At 71.9% G+C, this 21,081-nt stretch carries 24 protein-coding genes; 18 read left to right on the top strand and 6 right to left on the bottom strand.

Translation table 11 applies throughout. The features are described 5' to 3' along the window. Positions 1-28 precede the first annotated feature (28 nt). The 6 genes from ACZ6JT_RS26580 (at position 29) to ACZ6JT_RS26555 (ending at position 6,243) form a co-directional block, all read left to right on the top strand. Positions 29-352, top strand: a complete 324-nt coding sequence (locus ACZ6JT_RS26580) for an integration host factor (protein WP_030008746.1) — start codon at positions 29-31, stop codon at positions 350-352. A gap of 61 nt (positions 353-413) precedes the next feature. Beyond that, the gene (gene gmk, locus ACZ6JT_RS26575; protein WP_030706348.1) at positions 414-977 is read left to right on the top strand and encodes a guanylate kinase; all 564 of its coding nucleotides are present in this window, start codon (positions 414-416) and stop codon (positions 975-977) included. Between the two features lie 73 nt (positions 978-1,050). Beyond that, positions 1,051-1,323 (top strand): DNA-directed RNA polymerase subunit omega, encoded by a 273-nt coding sequence (gene rpoZ / locus ACZ6JT_RS26570; RefSeq protein ID WP_004948662.1) that lies wholly within the window; start codon positions 1,051-1,053, stop codon positions 1,321-1,323. Between the two features lie 107 nt (positions 1,324-1,430). Further along, on the top strand, positions 1,431-2,645 hold the full coding sequence (coaBC, locus tag ACZ6JT_RS26565) for a bifunctional phosphopantothenoylcysteine decarboxylase/phosphopantothenate--cysteine ligase CoaBC (RefSeq protein WP_469213495.1): 1,215 nt from the start codon (positions 1,431-1,433) through the stop codon (positions 2,643-2,645). A 196-nt stretch (positions 2,646-2,841) separates the two neighbouring features. Continuing rightward, positions 2,842-4,050, top strand: a complete 1,209-nt coding sequence (metK, locus tag ACZ6JT_RS26560; RefSeq protein ID WP_319721164.1) for a methionine adenosyltransferase — start codon at positions 2,842-2,844, stop codon at positions 4,048-4,050. A gap of 54 nt (positions 4,051-4,104) precedes the next feature. After that, positions 4,105-6,243, top strand: coding sequence for a primosomal protein N' (locus tag ACZ6JT_RS26555; protein WP_469213493.1), 2,139 nt, complete (start codon positions 4,105-4,107; stop codon positions 6,241-6,243). Between the two features lie 129 nt (positions 6,244-6,372). Here ACZ6JT_RS26555 and ACZ6JT_RS26550 read toward each other — a convergent pair whose 3' ends face one another. Next, positions 6,373-6,921 carry a hypothetical protein gene (locus tag ACZ6JT_RS26550; protein WP_469213491.1) on the bottom strand — a complete coding sequence of 183 codons (549 nt, stop codon included), beginning with the start codon at positions 6,919-6,921 and terminating at the stop codon, positions 6,373-6,375. A gap of 295 nt (positions 6,922-7,216) precedes the next feature. On the opposite strand from ACZ6JT_RS26550, the gene fmt reads away from it, so the two are divergent. From fmt to ACZ6JT_RS26515, 7 genes are all read left to right on the top strand, one after another. After that, on the top strand, positions 7,217-8,161 hold the full coding sequence (gene fmt, locus ACZ6JT_RS26545; protein WP_469213489.1) for a methionyl-tRNA formyltransferase: 945 nt from the start codon (positions 7,217-7,219) through the stop codon (positions 8,159-8,161). A 191-nt stretch (positions 8,162-8,352) separates the two neighbouring features. After that, on the top strand, positions 8,353-9,813 hold the full coding sequence (locus ACZ6JT_RS26540) for an RsmB/NOP family class I SAM-dependent RNA methyltransferase (RefSeq protein ID WP_469213487.1): 1,461 nt from the start codon (positions 8,353-8,355) through the stop codon (positions 9,811-9,813). A 434-nt stretch (positions 9,814-10,247) separates the two neighbouring features. After that, a complete protein-coding gene (gene rpe / locus ACZ6JT_RS26535; RefSeq protein WP_469213485.1) occupies positions 10,248-10,934 on the top strand; it encodes a ribulose-phosphate 3-epimerase in 687 nt (228 codons plus the stop codon). Between the two features lie 138 nt (positions 10,935-11,072). Continuing rightward, positions 11,073-12,089, top strand: a complete 1,017-nt coding sequence (locus ACZ6JT_RS26530) for a sugar-binding transcriptional regulator (protein ID WP_469213906.1) — start codon at positions 11,073-11,075, stop codon at positions 12,087-12,089. Positions 12,090-12,203: 114 nt separating this feature from the next. Further along, positions 12,204-12,425, top strand: coding sequence for a CarD family transcriptional regulator (locus ACZ6JT_RS26525; protein WP_030012151.1), 222 nt, complete (start codon positions 12,204-12,206; stop codon positions 12,423-12,425). Positions 12,426-12,474: 49 nt separating this feature from the next. Continuing rightward, the gene (locus ACZ6JT_RS26520; RefSeq protein ID WP_469213483.1) at positions 12,475-12,933 is read left to right on the top strand and encodes a guanyl-specific ribonuclease; all 459 of its coding nucleotides are present in this window, start codon (positions 12,475-12,477) and stop codon (positions 12,931-12,933) included. Beyond that, positions 12,930-13,343: a barstar family protein gene (locus tag ACZ6JT_RS26515; protein ID WP_469213481.1), complete on the top strand. Its 414-nt coding sequence runs from the start codon at positions 12,930-12,932 to the stop codon at positions 13,341-13,343. Before ACZ6JT_RS26520 ends, ACZ6JT_RS26515 begins: the two co-directional genes overlap by 4 nt. A gap of 158 nt (positions 13,344-13,501) precedes the next feature. Here the strand turns inward: ACZ6JT_RS26515 and ACZ6JT_RS26510 are convergent, their stop codons facing one another. The 5 genes from ACZ6JT_RS26510 to ACZ6JT_RS26490 form a co-directional block, all read right to left on the bottom strand. Continuing rightward, entirely contained in the window at positions 13,502-13,972 is a 471-nt protein-coding gene (locus ACZ6JT_RS26510) for a group II truncated hemoglobin (protein ID WP_469213479.1), read from the bottom strand. Continuing rightward, positions 13,969-14,298, bottom strand: a complete 330-nt coding sequence (locus tag ACZ6JT_RS26505; RefSeq protein WP_388836446.1) for a putative quinol monooxygenase — start codon at positions 14,296-14,298, stop codon at positions 13,969-13,971. Before ACZ6JT_RS26505 ends, ACZ6JT_RS26510 begins: the two co-directional genes overlap by 4 nt. 73 nt (positions 14,299-14,371) lie before the next feature. Beyond that, positions 14,372-14,881 carry a hypothetical protein gene (locus ACZ6JT_RS26500; RefSeq protein ID WP_469213477.1) on the bottom strand — a complete coding sequence of 170 codons (510 nt, stop codon included), beginning with the start codon at positions 14,879-14,881 and terminating at the stop codon, positions 14,372-14,374. Positions 14,882-14,936: 55 nt separating this feature from the next. After that, positions 14,937-16,661, bottom strand: a complete 1,725-nt coding sequence (locus ACZ6JT_RS26495) for an FAD-dependent oxidoreductase (protein ID WP_469213474.1) — start codon at positions 16,659-16,661, stop codon at positions 14,937-14,939. Continuing rightward, positions 16,658-16,930: a UBP-type zinc finger domain-containing protein gene (locus ACZ6JT_RS26490; RefSeq protein WP_388836452.1), complete on the bottom strand. Its 273-nt coding sequence runs from the start codon at positions 16,928-16,930 to the stop codon at positions 16,658-16,660. The genes ACZ6JT_RS26495 and ACZ6JT_RS26490 overlap by 4 nt, the downstream gene beginning before the upstream one ends. A gap of 281 nt (positions 16,931-17,211) precedes the next feature. On the opposite strand from ACZ6JT_RS26490, the gene ACZ6JT_RS26485 reads away from it, so the two are divergent. Genes ACZ6JT_RS26485 through ACZ6JT_RS26465 form a run of 5 tightly spaced genes read left to right on the top strand, consistent with a single transcriptional unit; the run spans position 17,212 to position 21,077 of the window. Further along, positions 17,212-18,036 carry a type 1 glutamine amidotransferase domain-containing protein gene (locus ACZ6JT_RS26485; RefSeq protein ID WP_469213471.1) on the top strand — a complete coding sequence of 275 codons (825 nt, stop codon included), beginning with the start codon at positions 17,212-17,214 and terminating at the stop codon, positions 18,034-18,036. Between the two features lie 53 nt (positions 18,037-18,089). Next, positions 18,090-19,727, top strand: coding sequence for a thiamine pyrophosphate-binding protein (locus ACZ6JT_RS26480; RefSeq protein ID WP_469213470.1), 1,638 nt, complete (start codon positions 18,090-18,092; stop codon positions 19,725-19,727). Between the two features lie 50 nt (positions 19,728-19,777). Then, positions 19,778-20,212 carry a nuclear transport factor 2 family protein gene (locus tag ACZ6JT_RS26475; protein WP_365477452.1) on the top strand — a complete coding sequence of 145 codons (435 nt, stop codon included), beginning with the start codon at positions 19,778-19,780 and terminating at the stop codon, positions 20,210-20,212. A 23-nt stretch (positions 20,213-20,235) separates the two neighbouring features. Beyond that, complete coding sequence (locus tag ACZ6JT_RS26470) at positions 20,236-20,691, top strand: nuclear transport factor 2 family protein (protein WP_351297091.1); 456 nt, start codon at positions 20,236-20,238, stop codon at positions 20,689-20,691. A gap of 14 nt (positions 20,692-20,705) precedes the next feature. Next, positions 20,706-21,077: a nuclear transport factor 2 family protein gene (locus tag ACZ6JT_RS26465; RefSeq protein ID WP_469213467.1), complete on the top strand. Its 372-nt coding sequence runs from the start codon at positions 20,706-20,708 to the stop codon at positions 21,075-21,077. Positions 21,078-21,081 lie beyond the last annotated feature (4 nt).

The following is a 21,081-nucleotide window of genomic DNA, read 5'->3' as shown; positions in this document are numbered from 1 at the left end:
ACAGTTCGACATCCGAGGTGACGTAGGCGTGGCTCTTCCGCCCCTTACCCCTGAACAGCGCGCAGCCGCGCTCGAAAAGGCCGCCGCGGCTCGCCGGGAGCGGGCCGAGGTCAAGAATCGACTCAAGCACTCCGGCGCCTCGCTCCAAGAGGTCATCAAGACGGGCCAGGAGAACGACGTCATCGGCAAGATGAAGGTCTCCGCCCTGCTGGAGTCACTGCCTGGCGTGGGCAAGGTGCGCGCCAAGCAGATCATGGAGCGTCTCGGCATCTCCGAGTCCCGACGTGTCCGAGGTCTCGGTTCCAACCAGATCGCCTCTCTGGAGCGCGAGTTCGGCAGCACCGGCGCCTGAGGCGTCGACTGAAGTTCTCCCGGCGTTCTCAGGCAGTCCCGAGAACCTGGATAATCGCTCTATGGCAGCAGAGGTTCGTCCGCGGCTGACCGTGCTCTCCGGCCCCTCAGGGGTCGGCAAGAGCACGGTCGTCGCGCATATGCGCAAGGTTCACCCCGAGGTATGGCTCTCGGTGTCGGCCACCACCCGCAAGCCGCGGCCCGGTGAGCGACACGGAGTCCACTACTTCTTCGTCAATGACGACGAGTTCGACAAGCTGATCGCCAACGGCGAGCTGCTGGAGTGGGCCGAGTTCGCGGGCAACCGCTACGGCACACCGCGCGGCGCGGTGCTGGAGCGCCTGGACAACGGCGAGCCGGTACTGCTGGAGATCGATCTCCAGGGGGCACGGCTCGTCCGCGAGTCCATGTCCGACGCCCAGCTCGTCTTCCTGGCCCCGCCGAGCTGGGACGAACTGGTCCGCCGGCTCACCGGCCGCGGCACCGAATCGGCCGAGGTGATCGAGCGCCGGCTCGCCTCCGCCAAGATCGAGCTCGCTGCCGAGTCGGAGTTCGACACCACCCTGGTCAACACCTCCGTCGAGGACGTGGCGCGTGAGCTGCTAGCCTTGATGGAAGTCGTCTGATTCGTTGGTCGATTTCATGATCGAACGAATCCTGATCGATTCGGTCTTTCCCACATTCTTCGGAAGGTAGAGCGTGTCCTCTTCCATCACTGCGCCCGAGGGCATCATCAACCCGCCGATCGACGAGCTGCTCGAGGCCACGGACTCGAAGTACAGCCTCGTGATCTACGCGGCCAAGCGCGCGCGTCAGATCAACGCGTACTACTCGCAGCTCGGTGAGGGCCTGCTGGAGTACGTCGGCCCGCTGGTGGACACCCACGTCCACGAGAAGCCGCTTTCGATCGCGCTGCGCGAGATCAACGCGGGTCTGCTGACCTCCGAGGCCATCGAGGCCCCGGCCCAGTAAGGCGCGAGAAATCCTTTCACCACAGGCCCGGCAGAACATCTGCCGGGCCTGTGGTGTGTCATGGGGAGCGACGGTGAACGTCGACAAGGCTCGAAGGGGAGTGCGTGGTGGGTAAGCCGAAGGTCGTGCTGGGGGTCAGCGGCGGGATCGCCGCCTACAAGTCGTGCGAGCTGCTCCGCCTGCTGACCGAGTCCGGACACGACGTGCGGGTGGTGCCCACCGCGGCCTCCCTGAACTTCGTCGGCGAGGCGACCTGGGCCGCCCTCTCCGGTAACCCGGCCTCCACCGAGGTGTGGGAGTCCGTCCACGAGGTGCCGCACGTGCGCATCGGGCAGTCCGCCGACCTCGTCGTCGTCGCCCCGGCCACCGCGGACATGCTGGCCAAGGCGGCCCACGGGCTCGCCGACGACCTCCTCACGAACACGCTGCTCACCGCCCGATGTCCGGTGGTCTTCGCCCCCGCCATGCACACCGAGATGTGGGAGCACCCGGCCACCCAGGAGAACGTGGCCACCCTGCGCCGGCGCGGTGCCCTCGTCATCGAGCCCGCGGTCGGACGGCTCACCGGCAAGGACACCGGCAAGGGCCGGCTGCCCGACCCGGCGGAGATCTACGAGGTGTGCCGCCGCGTCCTGGCGCGCGGCGTGGACGAGCCGGACCTCGTGGGGCGACACGTGGTGATCAGCGCCGGCGGCACGCGGGAGCCGCTGGACCCGGTCCGCTTCCTCGGCAACCGCTCCTCGGGCAAGCAGGGCTACGCGCTCGCCCGTACGGCCGTCGCGCGCGGGGCCCGCGTCACCCTGGTGGCGGCCAACACCGCACTGGCCGACCCGGCCGGGGCGGACGTCGTACGGGTGGGGACGGCGGTGCAGCTGCGGGAGGCCGTGCTCAAGGCGGCGGCGGACGCCGACGTCGTGGTGATGGCCGCCGCCGTGGCGGACTTCCGGCCCGCCGAGTACGCGGGCGGGAAGATCAAGAAGAAGGACGGGCAGGACCCCGCGCCGGTCGCCCTCGTACGCAATCCGGACGTCCTGGCGGAGATCTCGGCCGACCGGGCCCGCGACGGGCAGGTCGTCGTGGGATTCGCCGCCGAGACCGACGACGTCCTCGCCAACGGCCGCGCCAAGCTCCTGCGCAAGGGATGTGATCTTCTCGTCGTGAACGAGGTCGGTGAGGCCCGCACCTTTGGTTCTGAGGAGAACGAAGCCGTCATCCTTTCCTCCGAGGGGTCGGAAATTCAAGTGCCCTACGGACCGAAGGAAGCCCTTGCCGAGGCCATTTGGGACCAGGTGTCCGTCCGGCTGGCGCCGCGACGCGCCTGAGCCGATTGCCCTTCTCCTGATCACCTCCGTGGGTCAGAATGAGGTGCCGCAGGTCACACGGCTCCCATAAGGCGAGACGGGTGGTCCCGGAAACGGTGGCGACCGATAAACTGCACAAGGAACGTGACCGGGCGCAGCCTCCGGTGTGGTTCCGCCAAATGATCAGCCAGCAGCCGCTGCAACCCCAGGGAGCGTTGTGTCCCGTCGTCTGTTCACCTCGGAGTCCGTGACCGAGGGCCACCCCGACAAGATCGCTGACCAGATCAGCGACACGATCCTCGACGCGCTCCTCTCCGAGGACCCGACCTCGCGCGTGGCCGTGGAGACCCTCATCACCACCGGTCTCGTGCACATCGCGGGCGAGGTGACGACGAAGGCCTACGCGCCGATCGCGCAGCTCGTCCGGGAGAAGATCCTCGAGATCGGCTACGACTCCTCGAAGAAGGGCTTCGACGGCGCCTCCTGCGGCGTGTCGGTGTCCATCGGTGCCCAGTCCCCCGACATCGCGCAGGGCGTCGACACCGCCTACGAGAAGCGCGTCGAGGGCGACGAGGACGAGCTCGACAAGCAGGGCGCCGGCGACCAGGGCCTGATGTTCGGCTACGCCTGCGACGAGACCCCCGAGCTCATGCCGCTCCCGATCCACATCGCGCACCGGCTCTCCCGCCGGCTGTCCGAGGTCCGCAAGAACGGCACCATCCCGTACCTGCGCCCCGACGGCAAGACCCAGGTCACCATCGAGTACGACGGCGACAAGGCCGTGCGCCTGGACACCGTCGTGGTCTCCTCGCAGCACGCCTCGGACATCGACCTGGACTCGCTGCTCGCCCCGGACATCCGCGAGTTCGTCGTCGAGCACGTGCTGGCCCAGCTCGTCGAGGACGGCATCAAGCTCGACACCGAGGGCTACCGCCTGCTGGTGAACCCGACCGGCCGTTTCGAGATCGGCGGCCCGATGGGCGACGCCGGCCTGACCGGCCGCAAGATCATCATCGACACCTACGGCGGCATGGCCCGCCACGGCGGCGGCGCCTTCTCCGGCAAGGACCCGTCCAAGGTCGACCGCTCCGCCGCCTACGCCATGCGCTGGGTCGCCAAGAACGTCGTCGCCGCCGGCCTCGCCTCGCGCTGCGAGGTCCAGGTCGCCTACGCCATCGGCAAGGCCGAGCCCGTCGGTCTGTTCGTCGAGACCTTCGGCACCGCCAAGGTCGAGGTCCAGAAGATCGAGGACGCGATCGGCGAGGTCTTCGACCTGCGCCCGGCCGCGATCATCCGCGACCTCGACCTGCTGCGCCCGATCTACGCCCAGACCGCCGCCTACGGCCACTTCGGCCGTGAGCTGCCGGACTTCACCTGGGAGCGCACCGACCGCGTCGACGCGCTGCGCACGGCCGCCGGTCTGTAGGCACCACCGCTCGTAGGCGCTCGGCCCCGGACCTCCTGGTCCGGGGCCGTTCGCATGCCGTGGCTGTCGGTGGGGTTTGGTAAGAATGCTGATGTGAGCAGCGCGAACGATTCCCAGCCGGAGCAGCTCGCACTGATCCGGGAGATGGTCGCCGAGGCGAAGGCCAAGGCGCCCAAGGCGAAGCCGCGCACCTGGCGGGGCGCCGCCCTGGCCGAGGAACTGCCCGTCGCCCGGGTCCTCGTGAACAAGGGCGTGCTCCACCTCGACCGCACCTTCGACTACGCCGTGCCCGCCGAGCTCTCCGAGGCCGCCCAGCCCGGAGTCCGCGTCCGGGTCCGCTTCGGCGCCGGCTCCCACCAGGTGCACGGCGGCCGCCGCGAGGGCGGCGGCCTCATCGACGGCTTCATCGTCGAGCGCCGCGCCGAGTCCGACTACAACGGGGCCCTCGCCGCCCTCGCCCACGTGGTCTCGCCCGAGGTGGTGCTCAGCCCCGGCATGCTGGCCCTCGCCCGTGCCGTCGCCGATCGCTACGCCGGCAGCGTCGCCGACGTGCTCCAGCTCGCCCTGCCCGCGCGGAGCGCCCGCGCCGAGGCCAAGCCCTCGCCGGAGCCGCTGCCCCCGCCCGCCGCGCCCGAGCCCGCCGGCTGGGAGCGGTACGGCGCAGGGCCCGCCTTCCTGGGGGCCCTGGCCGCCGGAGCCGCCCCGCGCGCCGTGTGGACCGCCCTGCCCGGCCCCGGCTGGGCGGACGAACTCGCCCGCGCCATGGCCGCCACCCTCGCCTCCGGGCGCGGCGCTCTCGCCGTGGTCCCCGACGGGCGCACCGCCGCCCGGGTCGACCAGGCGCTGACCGCCCTGCTCGGCGAGGGACGGCACGCGCTGCTGACCGCCGAGTCCGGGCCCGAGAAGCGCTACCGCCAGTGGCTCGCCGTGAACCGGGGCTCGGTGCGCGCCGTCATCGGGACCCGTGCGGCGATGTTCGCCCCCGTACGGGACCTCGGGCTGGTCGCCGTCTGGGACGACGGCGACTCCAGCCACAGCGACGACAACGCCCCCTTCCCGCACGTCCGGGAGGTGCTGGAACTGCGCGCGGTCAGCGAAGGCTGCGCCTTCCTGGCCGGGAGCACCAGCTGCACCGTGGAGGCCGCGCAGCTCGTCGAGTCGGGCTGGGCGCGGCCGCTCGTCGCGAGCCGGGAGACCGTACGGGCCTGCGCCCCCCGGATCCGGACCGTGGGCGACGAACTGCTCGCCCGCGACGAGGCGGCCCGCGCCGCGCGACTGCCCAGCCTGGCGTGGGAGACCGTACGGGAGGGGCTGAAGACCGGCCCCGTGCTCGTCCAGGTGCCACGGCGTGGCTACGTCCCGCGACTGGCGTGCGAGCGGTGCCGGACCCCCGCCCGCTGCACGGTCTGCGCGGGCCCCCTGGAGGCCCCCGACGAGCGGGACCTGCAGTGCGGGTGGTGCGGGCGCGCCGAGCCGGCCTGGCACTGCGAGGAGTGCGGCTCGTTCCGGCTGCGCGCCCAGGTGGTCGGCGCCCGGCGGACGGCCGAGGAGCTGGGCCGGGCCTTCCCGGCCGTGCCCGTACGGACCTCCGGGCGCGACCACGTGCTGGACGAGGTGCCGGACCGGCCGGCGCTGGTGGTGTGCACGCCGGGCGCCGAGCCGATGGCCGCCGGCGCCGGGTACGCGGCCGCGCTGCTGCTCGACGGCTGGGCGATGCTGTCGCGGCCCGACCTGCGGGCGGGGGAGGACGCGCTGCGGCGGTGGATCACGGCCGCCTCGCTGGTCCGGGGCGACGGACAGGTCGTGGTGGTCGCCGAGCCGACGCTGCGCCCGGTCCAGGCGCTCGTCCGCTGGGACCCGGTGGGCCACGCCGTACGGGAGCTCGCGGAGCGGGCCCAGCTCGGCTTCCCGCCGGTCTCGCGGATGGCGGCCGTGGCCGGGCGGGGCGAGGCGGTGGAGGCCTTCCTGGCCGGCGCCGGGCTGCCGCCGGACGCGGAGATCCTGGGCCCGGTCCCGATACCGGGGCGGCGCGGGGAGCGGTCCCCGGGCGAGCGGGCGCTGGTCCGGGTCCCGCCGGGCAGCGGCGCGGCCCTGGCGGCCGCCCTGAAGACCGCCCAGGCGGCCCGGATGGCACGGGGCGTGCCGGCGGCCGACGCGGTGCGGGTCCGGATCGACCCGCCGGACATCGGCTGACCGGCCGGGCGGCACACGCACAAGCCCCCGGCGGGAGACGCTGGGTCGTCCCGCCGGGGGCGGATTCAGGCGCGGCGAGCGGCGGCGGCCGGCCGTCGGGGGTCGGCGTCCCGGCGGCAGGACACGAGGTCAGCCGTTGCGCGGACCGGGAAAGGCGGGGGAGCGCGGGGCCTCCCCGAGGCTCCGGCCGGGGCTCCCCCCGGCCGCCGCCTGGGCCTCCTCGCGCACCGGCTGCGGCGGCACGGAGCGGGCAACCGGCACGGTGGGCAGCGGCCCCAGGGTCCGGGTGGTCGTGCCCTCGGCCAGCGGCTCCGCGGACTCGGCGGACTGCGCCCGCCGGGCGCCGTAGCGGCGGTGCACGGCCTGCTTGGTGACGCCGAGCGCCGAACCGACCGCGTCCCACGAGAAGCCGAGCGAGCGGTCGAAGTCCACCGCGGCGGTGACCAGCGTCTCGACGCTGTCCCGCAGCTCCTGCGCGAGGCGGACGGTGGGCGCGGGCGCCCGGCCGTAGACGACGAAGCCCGTGGAGGGACCGGAGCGGCGCGGGCGGTACACGTTGCCGAGCTGGGCCGTGAGCGTACGCAGGGCATCCACCTGCCGGCGAACCCGCTCGATGTCCCGTACCAGGAGGTGCAGGCTGGCCCGGGCTTGGGCGTCGTGGGTGGCGTGGTCGGCCATGAAGAAGCCTCTCGAACCGGTGCTGAAGGGCGGATCGGGCCGCAGAAACCGTTCACACGCGGCCCGTTTTGGTCAATCTCTCTTGACCAACGCGCCACCCGTCGCCCAGGTCACGCTGTGGGGGCGTGTCGGCATATGCGAGGGGCGCGCGTGTGTGCGTACGCCCCCTCGACGGCGCAGGTGATCCATGGGGGGCGCCGGGCGGACCGGGGCCGGACGCCCTTCGGGCGGCCCCCGGGCGCCCGCCCCATAGACTGGTGCGCTGCTGACAGCCGAGATAGCGAGGTAGGACCCAGTGAAGCTGGTCTTCGCAGGCACCCCCGAGGTCGCCGTACCCGCCCTGGACGCCCTGATCGCCTCCGGGCGGCACGAGGTCGCCGCCGTCGTCACCCGGCCCGACGCACCGGCCGGCCGCGGCCGCCGGCTCGTCGCCAGCCCGGTCGCCGAGCGCGCCGAGGAAGCCGGCATCGAGGTCCTCAAGCCCGTACGGCCGCGCGACCCCGACTTCCAGGCCCGGCTGCGCGAGATCGCCCCGGACTGCTGCCCGGTCGTCGCCTACGGGGCCCTGCTGCCCAAGAGCGCCCTCGACATCCCCCGGCACGGATGGGTCAACCTGCACTTCTCGCTGCTGCCCGCCTGGCGCGGCGCCGCGCCCGTCCAGCACTCGATCATGGCCGGGGACCAGGTCACCGGCGCGTCCACCTTCCTCATCGAGGAGGGTCTGGACTCCGGCCCGGTCTACGGCATCCTCACCGAGGAGATCCGCCCGACCGACACCAGCGGCGACCTGCTCACCCGGCTCGCCTTCGCCGGCTCCGGGCTGCTGGCGGCCACCATGGACGGCATCGAGGACGGCACCCTGCGCGCCGTCGCGCAGCCCTCCGACGGCATCTCCCTCGCGCCCAAGATCACCGTCGAGGACGCCCGCATCGACTGGACGGCCCCCGCGATGCGCGCGGACCGCGTGGTGCGCGGCTGCACGCCCGCCCCGGGCGCCTGGACCGTCTTCCGCGGCGAGCGGCTCAAGCTGATCTCGCTGGGCCTGGTGGCCGACCGCACCGACCTGGCGCCCGGCGAGCTCGCCCCGGGCAAGAACCACGTCCACGCGGGCACCGGCTCGCACGCCGTGGAGCTGCTGTGGGTGCAGCCCCAGGGCAAGAAGCCGATGCGCGCCGCCGACTGGGCCCGCGGGGTGCGGATCGCGCCCGGCGAGCGGCTCGGCGGGGCCGACGTAGGCTGAATCCAGCCGAGCCGAATCCGGCCGCGCCGTCCTCGCGGCGGCGCGGGACCCCGGACCGTAGGGACCGACGCCCCGCCGGGGCGGCGCCCGCTGACCCGCCACCGCGTGACCGCAGCACCCCGTGCACGCGACACCCGGTGACCGCAGCACCTCATGACCGCAGCACCTCGTACACCCGGAGCACCTTTCACGTGAGCGAACAGCCCCGTCCCCGTCGCAACCCCGCAGGCCAGCGGCAGGCGAAGCCGTACCGCCGGCCCCAGAAGGACCCCGTCCGGATGCTGGCCTTCGAGGTGCTGCGGGCGGTGGACGAGCGCGACGCCTACGCGAACCTCGTCCTGCCGCCCCTGCTGAAGAAGGCCCGCCAGGACGCGAGCTTCCAGGCGCGCGACGCGGCACTGGCCACCGAGCTGGTCTACGGGACGCTGCGCCGGCAGGGCACCTACGACGCCGTCATCAAGGCGTGCATCGACCGGCCGCTGCGGGAGGTGGACCCGCCGGTGCTCGACGTGCTCTCGCTCGGCGCGCACCAGCTGCTCGGCACCCGGATCCCCACGCACGCGGCGGTCTCCGCGAGCGTGGAGCTGGCCCGGGTGGTGCTCGGGGACGGGCGCGCCAAGTTCGTGAACGCCGTGCTGCGGAAGATCGCCGCGCACGATCTCGACGGCTGGCTGGAGCGGGTCGCGCCGCCGTACGAGGACGACGCCGAGGAACACCTCGCGGTGTACCACTCGCACCCCCGGTGGATCGTCAGCGCCCTCTGGGACGCGCTGGGCGGCGGCCGCGCCGGCATCGAGGACCTGCTGGAGGCCGACAACGAGCGGCCCGAGGTGACCCTGGTCGCCCGCCCCGGCCGCTCCACCCCGCAGGAGCTGCTGGACGCGGTCGGCGAGGACTCGGCGCTGCCCGGGCGCTGGTCGCCGTACGCCGTGCGGATGGCCGAGGGTGGCGAGCCCGGCGCGCTGGAGGCGGTCCGCGAGGGGCGCGCCGGCGTGCAGGACGAGGGCAGCCAGCTGGTGGCGATGGCCCTGGCGGCCGTACCGGTCGAAGGCAGCGACGAGCGCTGGCTCGACGGCTGTGCGGGCCCCGGCGGCAAGGCGGCGCTGCTCGCCGCGCTCGCCGCGCAGCGCGGAGCCTTCCTGCTCGCCTCGGAGAAGCAGCCGCACCGGGCGCGGCTCGTGGAGCGCGCCCTCGCGGGCAACCCGGGCCCCTACCAGGTCATCGCGGCGGACGGCACCCGGCCGCCGTGGCGGCCGGGCTCCTTCGACCGCGTCCTGATGGACGTCCCCTGCACGGGCCTGGGCGCGCTCCGCCGCCGCCCGGAGGCCCGCTGGCGCCGCCGCCCGCAGGACCTGGAGGGCTTCGCGCCGCTCCAGCGCGGACTGCTGCGCGAAGCGCTGTCGGCGGTGCGGGTCGGCGGCGTCGTGGGCTACGCGACGTGCTCGCCGCACCTGGCCGAGACCCGGGTCGTCGTGGACGACGTCCTGAAGGGGCGCGGCGCGGGCGCCTCGCCGGTCTCCGCGGAGCTGATCGACGCGCGGCCGTTCATGTCGGGCGTACCGGGTCTGGGCGACGGCCCGGACGTCCAGCTGTGGCCCCACCTGCACGGAACGGACGCGATGTACCTGGCCCTGCTGCGGCGTACGGCGTAGCGCCGGGCCCCGGCCCCCTGGGTACGCGTACTCATGAGCCGCGCTGCGGTGCGAGGTAGCGTCCCGGCTGGTGTGATCAACGGGACCATCGGGGGCTGCGCGCATGGCGTGGGACGGGTGGGAACAGATCAAGACCGGTGCGGGCGAGGGGCACGTGGGCATGAGGCACCCCGGCCGTCCTCGCCGGCCACCCCGGAGACCGCACGGTCGCGCAGGTCGCGACCTCGGCCACCGGGGCGGTGCGCGTCGCGGTGACGACACCCGCCAACGGTCCGGCATCCGCCGACGCGTGACAGCCGGCGGGACGGGGGTTCCGTCCCGCCGGCCCTTAAGGGCAGATGAAGCGTCGGCCGGGATGGGTTAAGCGTTGCTAAGCCCGTCCCGACTTGCGGGGTCGTGGCCGGAACCGGGTGTAGGCATGGCAGGCTTGGGGCATGGCCGCGCAGATTTATCCCAGCATCCTGTCCGCCGACTTCGCCCGTCTCGCCGAGGAGGCGAGGGCCGTCAAGGGGGCCGACTGGCTGCACGTCGACGTCATGGACAACCATTTCGTCCCGAACCTCACCCTCGGCATGCCCGTCGTGGAGTCCCTGAGCCGGGCCACGGACATCCCGCTGGACCTCCACCTGATGATCGAGAACCCGGACCGCTGGGCCCCGCAGTACGTGGAGGCCGGTGCGGGTTCGGTCACCTTCCACGCCGAGGCCGCGGCGGCGCCCGTGCGCCTCGCGCGGGAGATCCGGGCCAAGGGGGCGCGGGCGTCGATGGCGCTCAAGCCCGCGACGCCCATCGAACAGTACGAGGACATCCTCCCCGAGCTCGACATGCTGCTGATCATGACGGTCGAGCCCGGCTTCGGCGGCCAGCCCTTTCTCGACATCATGCTCCCCAAGATCCGCCGGACCCGGGAGCTGATCGCCAAGCACGGCCTGGAGCTGTGGCTGCAGGTCGACGGCGGGGTCTCGGCCTCGACCATCGAACGCTGTGCCGAGGCCGGCGCCGACGTGTTCGTGGCGGGCAGCGCGGTCTACGGAGCGGTCGATCCGGCCGCCGCCGTACGCACGCTGCGTGAGCAGGCGGGTGCGGCGATCGCCGCGGCGCCGTGGGCTTGCGACCACTGAGCCAAGGGTTGATGAACAGCTCGGTGAACGGGAGCTGTCCAGGCTGATCAACGGCCGTCGGATCTGACAGGATGAACGGCGAGTCGAGAGTGTGAACACGAGAGTGTGAACAGCAGTGAGGAGAACGCGGTGTCTGCAATGTCGGCGGGACGGTCAGCCCTGCGGATGGGACCCGCGGAGCTGGTGCAGGCGGCGGCCATGGCGCGCCGTTTCTACCTCGAGGGCAAGTCCAAGATCCAGATCGCCGAGGAGTTCGGCGTGAGCCGCTTCAAGGTGGCCCGGGTCCTGGAGACCGCCCTGGAGCGCGACCTCGTACGGATCGAGATCCGGGTACCGGCCGAACTCGACGCGGAGCGTTCGGACGCGCTCAGGGCCCGGTACGGGCTCCGGCACGCCGTCGTGGTGGAGTCGCCCGCCGACGCCACCGAGGACGCGCCCGACCCGGAGAACCTGGGCGCGGTCGCCGCCGACCTCCTGGGTGAACTGGTCAACGAGGGCGACGTACTGGGCCTCGCGTGGGGGCGGTCGACCATTCACATGGCCGCCTCCCTGCACCGGCTGCCGCAGTGCACCGTGGTCCAGCTGACCGGCGTGTACGACGCGGGGACCGCCGAGCGCGGTTCGGTCGAGGCCGTGCGCAGGGCCGCCCAGGTCTCCGGGGGCGACGCGCACCCGATCTACGCGCCGATGCTGCTGCCCGACCCGGCGACGGCGGCCGCGCTGCGCGGCCAGACCGGGATCGCGCGCGCCTTCGAGTACTTCGACAAGGTGACGGTCGCGGCCGTCTCCATCGGGTCGTGGGAGACGGGCATCTCCACGGTCCACGACATGCTGACCGACGAGGAGCGGGCCCACTACGCCTCGCTCGGCGTCGCGGCCGAGATGTCCGCCCACCTGTTCGACTCCGAGGGTCGGCGGGTCGGCCGGGACCTCGGCGAGCGGTGCATCACCGTCGAGGCGGACCGGCTGCGGCGGATCCCGGAGGTCGTGGCCATCGCGGGCGGGCTGCGCAAGGCCTCCGCGATCGGTGCGGTGCTCCGGTCCGGGCTGGTGACCAGCCTGGTCACGGACACGGCGGTGGCCGACTACCTGCTGACCGAGTCGGCCCCCGGACTGCGGCCCGCCCTGGAGCGGGCCGATCCCGACGACCTGTAGCGGCGGATCGGCGGTCGGTCGCGGCCCGGCATGCGGCGGCCGGTGCGGATGGTGCCGGAATTGAGATCCGAACAGCGGACCGCGCGGCGGCCCGCTGGGCGCATACTGGTTCCAATGACAAAGTCAGCAGTACCTCGCCGCCATTTGCCGTCCAGCCCGTTCAAGGCCCCCGTGGAACAGCCCATCAGGCAGTTCAACGTAGGCGACCGGGTCACTCACGATGAGCACGGTCTCGGCCGTGTCGTCGGAATCGAGGAGGGGATCGCTGTTCTCGTCGACTTCGGTTCGGTCCAGAAGCGAATCCTGAGTCCCTACACCAAGATGGCCGCGCTCTGAGGCCACCGGGCGATTCGCGAGCGAATCGGATATTTGGCACGATCGGTGCATGATCTTTCGGAACGTGCCCCGATCGTTGCTGCGTGTGCTGGGGGCCGTGTTCCTCTGTGCCGCGCTGGTCGGCGCGGTGGGCTGTGGCGGGCAGAAGCCCGCGCCCGCCGCCGCCAGCGCCAGTGCCAGTGGCCGTGGGGTCGGCCCCGGCAGTAGTACCGCCCCCGCGTGGGCGAAGGGGATGGCCGCCGTACGGGCCGACGAGCTGCCGCGGCAGGCCCGGGACGTGCTCGCGCTCATCGACCAGGGCGGGCCGTATCCCTACCGGCAGGACGGCACCGTCTTCGGGAACTTCGAGAAGGCCCTGCCCCGGCAGAAGCGCGGCTACTACCACGAGTTCACGGTGCCCACGCCCGGGGAGCGGGACCGCGGGGCCCGGCGGATCGTGACGGGTGAGGGTGGGGAGCTCTTCTACACGGACGACCACTACGACACCTTCAAGGCGGTTCTCCGATGAGCCTGGACCCGCAGCCGATCGCCCCCGCGCTCGCGGCGGCGGATGCCGCCGGCTGGACGACCGTACGGCTGGACCTGGAGGGTGTACGGGGCAAGGCGGAGCTGATGCGGCGGTGCGGGGTCGCCTTGCGGCTGCCGGAGTGGGTCGGCGGGAACTGGGACGCGCTGGCGGACGCGATGCGGGACCTGTCGTGGCTGCCGGAGGCCGCGGGGCGGCTGGTGGCGGTGACCTCGTGGCGTGACTATGCCGCTGCGCGGCCCGGCGAGTGGGAGACGTTCGTGGAGGTACTGGAGGAGGCGGTCGACTTCTGGCGGGAGCGGGAGCGGGAGGGTGGGCCGGGGCTCACCGTGCTGCTGGCCGAGGCCGGACCGACCGCCGAGGCTCCGCGGCCCAAGCGCCGGCAGGCCTGAAGATCGGGGCTCCGCCCCGGACCCCGCGCCTCAAACGCCGGCGGGGCTGGAATGGTGCGGCGGGACTGAAGGTCGGGGCTCCGCCCCGGGCCCCGCGCCTCGAGCGTCGGCGGGGCTGGAATGGGCGGAGCCCCGGTTCCTTCTCGGTCAGGTGTGACTCAGTCCGTCTTCGGGATCCACGGTGGGGTCTGGCCCCACGACCAGACCGGGATCTTGGCCGCGTCCACCGGAGGCGGGTTGGGGCCCGAGTAGATCAGGGCCATGCGGGTGCCCCACTCGATGTAGTAGGCGAAGACCCCGCGGAACTCCGGGTCCGTCGGGAGCCCGACCTCGTCGGCCGTGTCCATCAGCAGGTCCACCCAGCGTCGGCGCTGCTTCTCGGTGATCCCGCGGCCCAGGTGCTTGGTGGCCATGTGCTGGTGGCCGCCGTGGTGGGCGGTGTAGTCCGAGGGTCCGCCGAACACCTCCGACAGCCAGATCGCGACGTGCTGCGGGTGCTCCGCGTCCATGCCGGCGAAGACCGGGGCCAGGATCTCGTCCTGCAGGGCGTGGGCGTAGAAGGCGTCGGTGAGACGGTTCATCGCCTCCGCGCCGCCCATCCACTCGTAGATGGTGGGTGTGGTGCTCATGACTGTCCGGCGGCCTTTCCCGTGCCGACGACGCCCGTCACGAGGTAGTGCTGCATCTCCTCGATGGCCGTCACGTACGGACGGATCGCGCTGAAGAAGGCCGGGAAGTGCTCGCCCTTGCGGAAGCCGCCCAGGTGGGCCTCGATCGAGGTCCAGCGGATGCGCAGGATGTAGCGCTCCTTCTCCTCCTCGCACCGGGCCAGTTCGTAGTCGATGCACTCGGGCGACGCGGCCAGGGCCTCGGCTGCCCGGGCGTACGCGTCCTCGAAGGCCGGCTGGTCGTCCAATGCGATCCGGTAGCGGATGTATTCGACGGTGGTGGTCATGGGTGCGTGCCTCTCCCTGGTTGGTGGTCTCGGCCAGCCTTACGCGATCATGCGCCGGAGTGGGGCCGATCGGTCATTCGGACCCGGACTTCCTGGAGTCGGTCCCGCCGGAGACGTCCGGGCCCTGCTCACGGACCTGGCGGACCTTGTCCAGCGAGTCGCGCAGTTCCGTCAGCCAGGTGTCGGTGTTGCGTCCGACGAGGCGGACGCACCAGGCCAGGGCGTCGGCCCGGCTGCGGGCGACCCCGCCGGCGACCAGGGTGTCGAGGACCTGGCGTTCGGACTGGCGCAGGCGGGTCATCACCGGGACGGCGAGGTGGGTGAAGAGCGTCGTCTCCTCACCCACCCGCACGCCCCAGGCGACCTTGCGGCGGTAGAGGGACTCGGCCTCGCGGGCCACCTCGATGCGCTGTTCGCGGGTGCGTTCGCGGAACTCCTTGACCGACTCGGTCGCCGGTATGACGCCGACGACCGTGATCTCCTCGCGGTCGGCCGTGACGGAGAGGAGGGACTCGTAGACGTCCACCGGCAGGCGCTCGGCGAACCACGCGCGGAGCTGTTCGCTCTGTTCGGCTGTAATCATGTAATCAACGTTGCATCCGCTACCTTCTTGATCGCAAGGACCGGGACGTTCGCTCTCAGCCCATCGAGCGGTAGCGGTGGATCAGGGAGACGGCCATCGCGCCCTCGCCCACGCCCGAGGCGACCCGCTTGACCGAGTGGGCGCGCACGTCGCCGGCCGCGAAGACGCCGGGCACACTCGTCTCCAGCGGGTAGGGGGCCCGCTCCAGGCTCCACTCGGCCGGGAGTTCCCCGCCGTTCGCGATCAGGTCCGAGCCGGTGAGGACGAAGCCGTACTCGTCCCGTTCGACGACCCCGGCGAGCCAGTCGGTGTGCGGGCGGGCGCCGATGAAGGTGAACATGAACCGGGCGGGCACCTCCGCGTCCTCACCCGTGTCCGCGTCGTGGAGGGTCAGCCGCTCCAGGTGCTCGTCGCCGTCGAGGCGGACCACCGTCGTACGGACCTTCACCTCGATGTTCGGGGTGCGGTCGATCTCGTCGATCAGGTAGCGGGACATGCTCGCGTCCAGGGACGCCGCGCGGACCAGGATCGTCACCCGGGCGGCGTACTTGGCGAAGTGCACCGCCGCCTGGCCCGCCGAGTTGGCCCCGCCCACGATGAACACGTGCTGCGAGATGCAGGCGGAGCTCTCCGTGGTGGCCGCGCCGTAGTACAGCCCCGCGCCCTCGAAGCGGTCCGCGCCCGGGGCCTCCAGGCGGTTGTACGAGACGCCGGTGGCCAGCAGCACCGTCTCCGCGCTGATCTCGGTGCCGTCCGCCAGGGTCAGGATCTTCGCCGGGTCGTCCCGGGTCAGCGAGACCACCTCCACCGGGTGCAGGATCTCGGCGCCGAACCGGGAGGCCTGGATCGTGGCCCGGCGGGTCAGGTCGCCGCCGGAGAGGCCCGACGGGAAGCCGAGGTAGTTCTCGATCAGGCTGGAGGTGCCGGCCTGCCCGCCCGGGGCGCGGGAGTCCAGCATCAGGGTGGACAGGCCCTCGGAGGCCGAGTAGACGCCGGCCGCCAGGCCCGCCGGGCCCGCGCCGACGATGACGCACTCGTAGTGCGGGCGCGAGGCGGTCGTGGCCAGGCCCAGGCGCTGGGCGAGCTGGGTGTCGGTGGGGGCGGAGAGCACCGTGCCGTCCGGGAAGCGGACCAGGGGCAGCGCGCCGTCGGGCTGGGCCGCGATCAGCGTCAGGGCCTCGGGGTCCCGTTCGACGTTGAGGAAGCGGAACGGCTGGCCGTTGCGGGTGAAGAAGTCCCGGACGGCGTGGGTGCCGGGGGAGACCAGATGGCCGGCGACGATGATGCCGTCGTACGCGGGGCGGTAGGTGGCCAGCCAGTCGGACAGCAGGTCGTCCAGGACCGGGAAGAGCCGCTCGTGCGGTGGGTCCCACGGCTTGAGCAGGTAGTAGTCCAGCCGGACCCGGTTGATGGCGGTGATCGCCGCGTCGGTCTCCGCGTAGGCCGTCAGGAGCACGCGGCGGGCGTCCGGGAACCGGCTGACCGCCTCCAGCAGGAACTCGACGCCGGTGACGTCGGGCATCCGCTGGTCCACGAGGAACAGCGCGGGGTCGTGGCCGCGCTCGTCGAGGGAGTCCAGGATCTTCAGGGCGTCGGCCGCCGAGGAGGCGCCGAGCACCCGGTAGCGGTCGCCGTAGGCGCTGCGCAGGTCGCGCCGGACGGCCCGCAGTACCTGCGGGTCGTCGTCCACGGCCAGGATGACCGGCTTCCTGTGCTCCGCGCGCTCGGCGGCCGCCGCGCTCACCGCGGGGGCCGCGGAGCTCTCCGGGGCCGCGCTCATGCCGGGTCCAGCATCAGCTTGTCGGCGTAGCACCAGGCCCAGGCCTCGCCGGGCTCGTGGGAGGCGGCTATGGCGTGCTCGGTGGTCCGGTAGTGCCGGGTGGCGTGACGGTTCTTCGACGAGTCGCAGCATCCGACGTGCCCGCAGCTGAGGCACATCCGCAGGTGCACCCAGGTGTCACCGGCCGCGAGGCACTCCTCGCAGCCGGCGGCGGTGGGTTCCACCGGACGTATCTGATCGATGTGTGTGCACAACAGGTCCATCGTCATCGTCCCCGTCCCTCTCTCGTGCTCGTTCACCAACACGGCCCGCGCGCCCGTGATTCACGGCGCGTCCAGACCATAGGGCGGGGACCCGGTAATGGTTCATCGAATCGGCCGAAGTCAGGTAGTCCTGAAGCTACTTCATGACGTCCGCGGGCGACTTCCTGAGGTGCCGCCACGACCTGGGCCGCTACCTCACGAAGTCGCATACCAGCGCTTTGACGCACGCCCCGGGCGCGGCCAGTGTGGGGGACGCCAACGACAACAGGCGGCGCCTGGAGGAATTCGTGAGCAGAAAGATTCTGGTCATTGTCTCCGAACACGGTTACTGGGCCGAGGAACTGATAGGGCCCGTGTCGACGTTCGACGAGCGGGGCTACGAGGTCGTATTCGCCACGCCGACCGGGAAGCGTGCACACGCTCTTCCGCCGAGCCTCGACGCGAACTACATCGACCCCCCGCTGGGACGCTCGGTCACCACCGAGGAGAACGCCCGGCTGGGGCGGGAGTTCGAGCAGTCGAGCCGGCTGGACTCGCCGCTCGACATCGAGGCGTGGGTCCCCGAGCGTCCGTACACGAGCGACGAGGGCTACCTGCGCAAGCTGGAGCAGTACCACCGGGATCTGGACAAGCTCGACGCCGACATAGCCGACTACGACGCGATCCTCATCGTCGGCGGCAGCGGCCCGATCGCGGACCTCGCCAACAACGAGCGCGTGCACGCCCTGATCCTGGCGTTCGAGAAGGCCGGCAAGGTCGTGGCCGCGGAGTGCTACGGGGTCGCCTGCCTGGCCTTCGCCCGGGACTGGAGCGACCGCAGGAGCATCATCCGGGGCAAGCACGTGACCGGCCACTGCAAGGAGTACGACTACAAGGACGGCACCGGATTCCTCGGTACCGACTTCAACATGGGGCCGCCGCCGTATCCGCTGGAGTACATCCTGCGCGACGCGACGGGTCCGCGCGGTGCGTATCACGGGAACTTCGGCAAACCGGTCTCGGTGATCGTCGACTTTCCCTTCGTCACCGGACGTTCCACTCCCGACTCCTATCTCACGGGGCAGAAGATCGTGGAAGTCCTGGAGGACGGTCTCACCCGATACGGCTGGTGATCCCGGAGGCCGCGCAGAAGCCGCAGGGAAGTCGGAGAGCAGAGGGGGAATTCATGGAAGCCACTCCCGGACGGGAAAGGCTGATCGAGCAGTTCAAGGCCGACGGCCTGAATGTGATGTTCGGAAATCCGGGGACGGTGGAACAGGGATTCCTCGACGCGGTGGACGCGGCGGAGGACTTCACCTACGTCCTCGCCCTCCAGGAGACCGTGGCCGCCGGCATCGCCGACGGGTACGCCCGGGCGACCGGCGGCGCGGCGCTGCTCCAACTGCACTCCGGAGTGGGGCTGGGCAACGGCATCGGGATGCTCTACCAGTCGCTGCGCGGCCACACCCCGCTCGTCGTGGTCGCCGGTGACGCCGGGGTGCGCTACGACGCCATGGACGCGCAGATGGCGTCCGACCTGGTGGCCATGGCCAAGCCGGTGACCAAGTACGCGACGCGGGTCACCGACCGGCACTCCGTGCTCCGCACCGTCCGGCGCGCCGTGAAGATCGCGCTCACCCCGCCCCGGGGACCCGTGTTCGTGGCGCTGCCGATGGACGTGCTGGACGAGCTCAACTCCGAGCCGGTCCTGCCGGCCACGGTGCCGCTCACGGACGTGGCGCCCTCCCCGGCGTCGGTGGGACGGGCGGCCGAGCTGCTCGCCTCGGCGCAGCGTCCGGTGGTCCTCGTCGGTGACGGGGTCTCGCTCTCCGGGGCGCAGAACGAGCTCGCCGCCGTCGCCGAGCTGCTGGGCGCCGACGTGTACGAGGTCGACTCGTCCGAGGTGAACATCGCGGCCTCGCACCCGCTGCGGCGCGGCCAGACGGGCCACATGTTCGGCCCGCACAGCAAGGAGCTGGTCGGGGACGCCGACGGGGTGCTGATCGTCGGCACCTATGTCTTCCCGGAGGTGTTCCCCGAGCTGGAGAGCCCCTTCCGGGCCGGCGCGAAGGTCGTCCACATCGACCTCAACGCCTACGAGATCGCCAAGAACCATCCGGTGGACCTGGGCCTGGCCGCCGACCCGAAGCAGGCGCTGCGCGCGCTGGCCGGCGTACTGGACCGGCTGCTCACCCCGCCGCAGCGGGCGGCGGCGGCCTCCCGGCTCGACGTCCGGGCCCGGGAGCGGGCCCGCGAGGCGCAGGTGGCCACGGACGACGGATCGCCGATGGCCGTCTTCCTGAAGACCCTGGCCGAGCGCACCGGCGGGGACCTGATCGTCTTCGACGAGGCGCTGACCACCTCGCCGCTGGTCACGCGGTTCCTGCCGGCGGAGCGCCCGGGCGACTACCACCTCACCCGGGGCGGTTCGCTCGGGGTGGGCTTCCCCGGTGCGGTCGGCGCCAAGCTGGCCCGCCCGGACCGGCTCGTCGTCGGCTTCGCGGGCGACGGCGGGTCGATGTACACGTACCAGGCGCTGTGGACGGCCGCCCGGCACGGCATCGACGCCAAGTTCGTGGTCTGCAACAACCGCAAGTACCGGCTGCTGGACGACAACATCGCCGAGTACTGGCGGGAGCGGGACATCCCGGCGCACGAGTACCCGGGCTCCTTCGACCTCTCGCACCCCGAGATCGACTTCGCCGGGCTGGCCCGGTCGCTCGGCGCCGGCGGGATGCGGGTGGAGAAGCCGGACGAGGCGGTCTCCGCCGTGGGCCGGATGCTGTCCCACCCCGGACCCTTCCTCGTCGACGTCCAGATCTGACAGCCGACAGCCATCCGACGCAAGTCCCAGCACGGACAGGAGGAGACCGCATGCCCGCCGAGCGGCAGCTGACCGAGGACGCGATCCGCAGTTTCGCCGAGAAGTGGTACGTGGCGCTGGACCGGCACGTGGGGGCGGCCGAGGTGCTCGCCCTGATCACCGAGGACCTGGAGTTCAAGGTCCCCGAGGACACCTTCCTCGGACACGAGGGCTTCGGACGCTGGTACGAGGCCGTCACCCACCGCTTCTTCGACGAGGTGCACACGGTCACGAAGGTGGAGCCCGTCATCGAGGGCGACCGGGCGGTCGTCCGGGTCCTCGTCAACTGGCAGGCCAAGATCTGGAACCCGCCGGCCGCCCGCAGTGAGTGGCTCGGCTTCGACGCCGATCAGACGTGGACCGTGGTCGCCGGTCCCGACGGACCGCTGATCAAGCAGTACACCGTCAACGACCTGGCACCGATGCCCGGTTCCGGCTCCCTCTGACCGCCGGCGAAGGAGAAGCGACCATGACCGAAGTGACGCAGGAGCGGGTGCGGGCGGCCTACGCCGCCCTCGGCTCCGGCGACCGGGCGCGCATCCTCGAGTACTACTCCGAGGACCTGCGCTGGCTGGTGCCGGGCAACCACCCGCTGGCCGGCTGGTACGAGAGCCTGGACGCCTTCCTGGAGCTGATGGGGCAGACCCACAAGCTCACGGGCGGCACCTTCCGGATGGACCTGGAGGCGGTCCTCGTCGGCGAGGACTGTTCCGCGGACGTGTGCCGCAACGTCGCCCTGCGGGCCGGCGCGGCCGAGACGAGCGGGTCCCCGTACGAGCGGATGGACTACCCGGTCTTCCACTACATGCGCTGGCAGGACGGCCGGATCGTCGAGGGCCGCGACGGGCTCTTCGGGGACTCGGCAGCAGCCTTCAGCCAGTTCTGGGCGCCGTTTGCGCCGGACGGAACCCGCAGGGACCGATAGGGGGGATGAGCGCGATGGACGCACGACAGATCCTTCAGAAGTACTACGACTACGCCAACGCCGGGGACTGGGAACGCTGGTGCGACCTGTTCGCCGACGACCAGGTCATGGACGAGCAGCTGGCCGGCCACATCGAGGGACTCGAGGTCCTGCGCTCGATGATGAAGGGCATGGGCACGATGTACCGGGTCTTCCGGAACGAGCCCGTGCACTTCCTCGTCGACGGTGAGAAGGCCGCGGCCGTCTCGCACCTGACCGCGGTCAGCGCCTCGGGCGAGCCCATCGAGGCCGAGGTCATGAACTTCTTCCGGATCGTGGACGGAAAGATCGCCTACATGGCGAACTACCACGACACGGTTCCCTTCCAGGTGCTGAGCCAGGACTGAGGGG

The organism is Streptomyces sp. NPDC046308, assembly GCF_055588065.1.
Note: the sequence above shows the minus strand (reverse complement) of the source record. Positions and strands in the feature narration are given on the sequence as shown.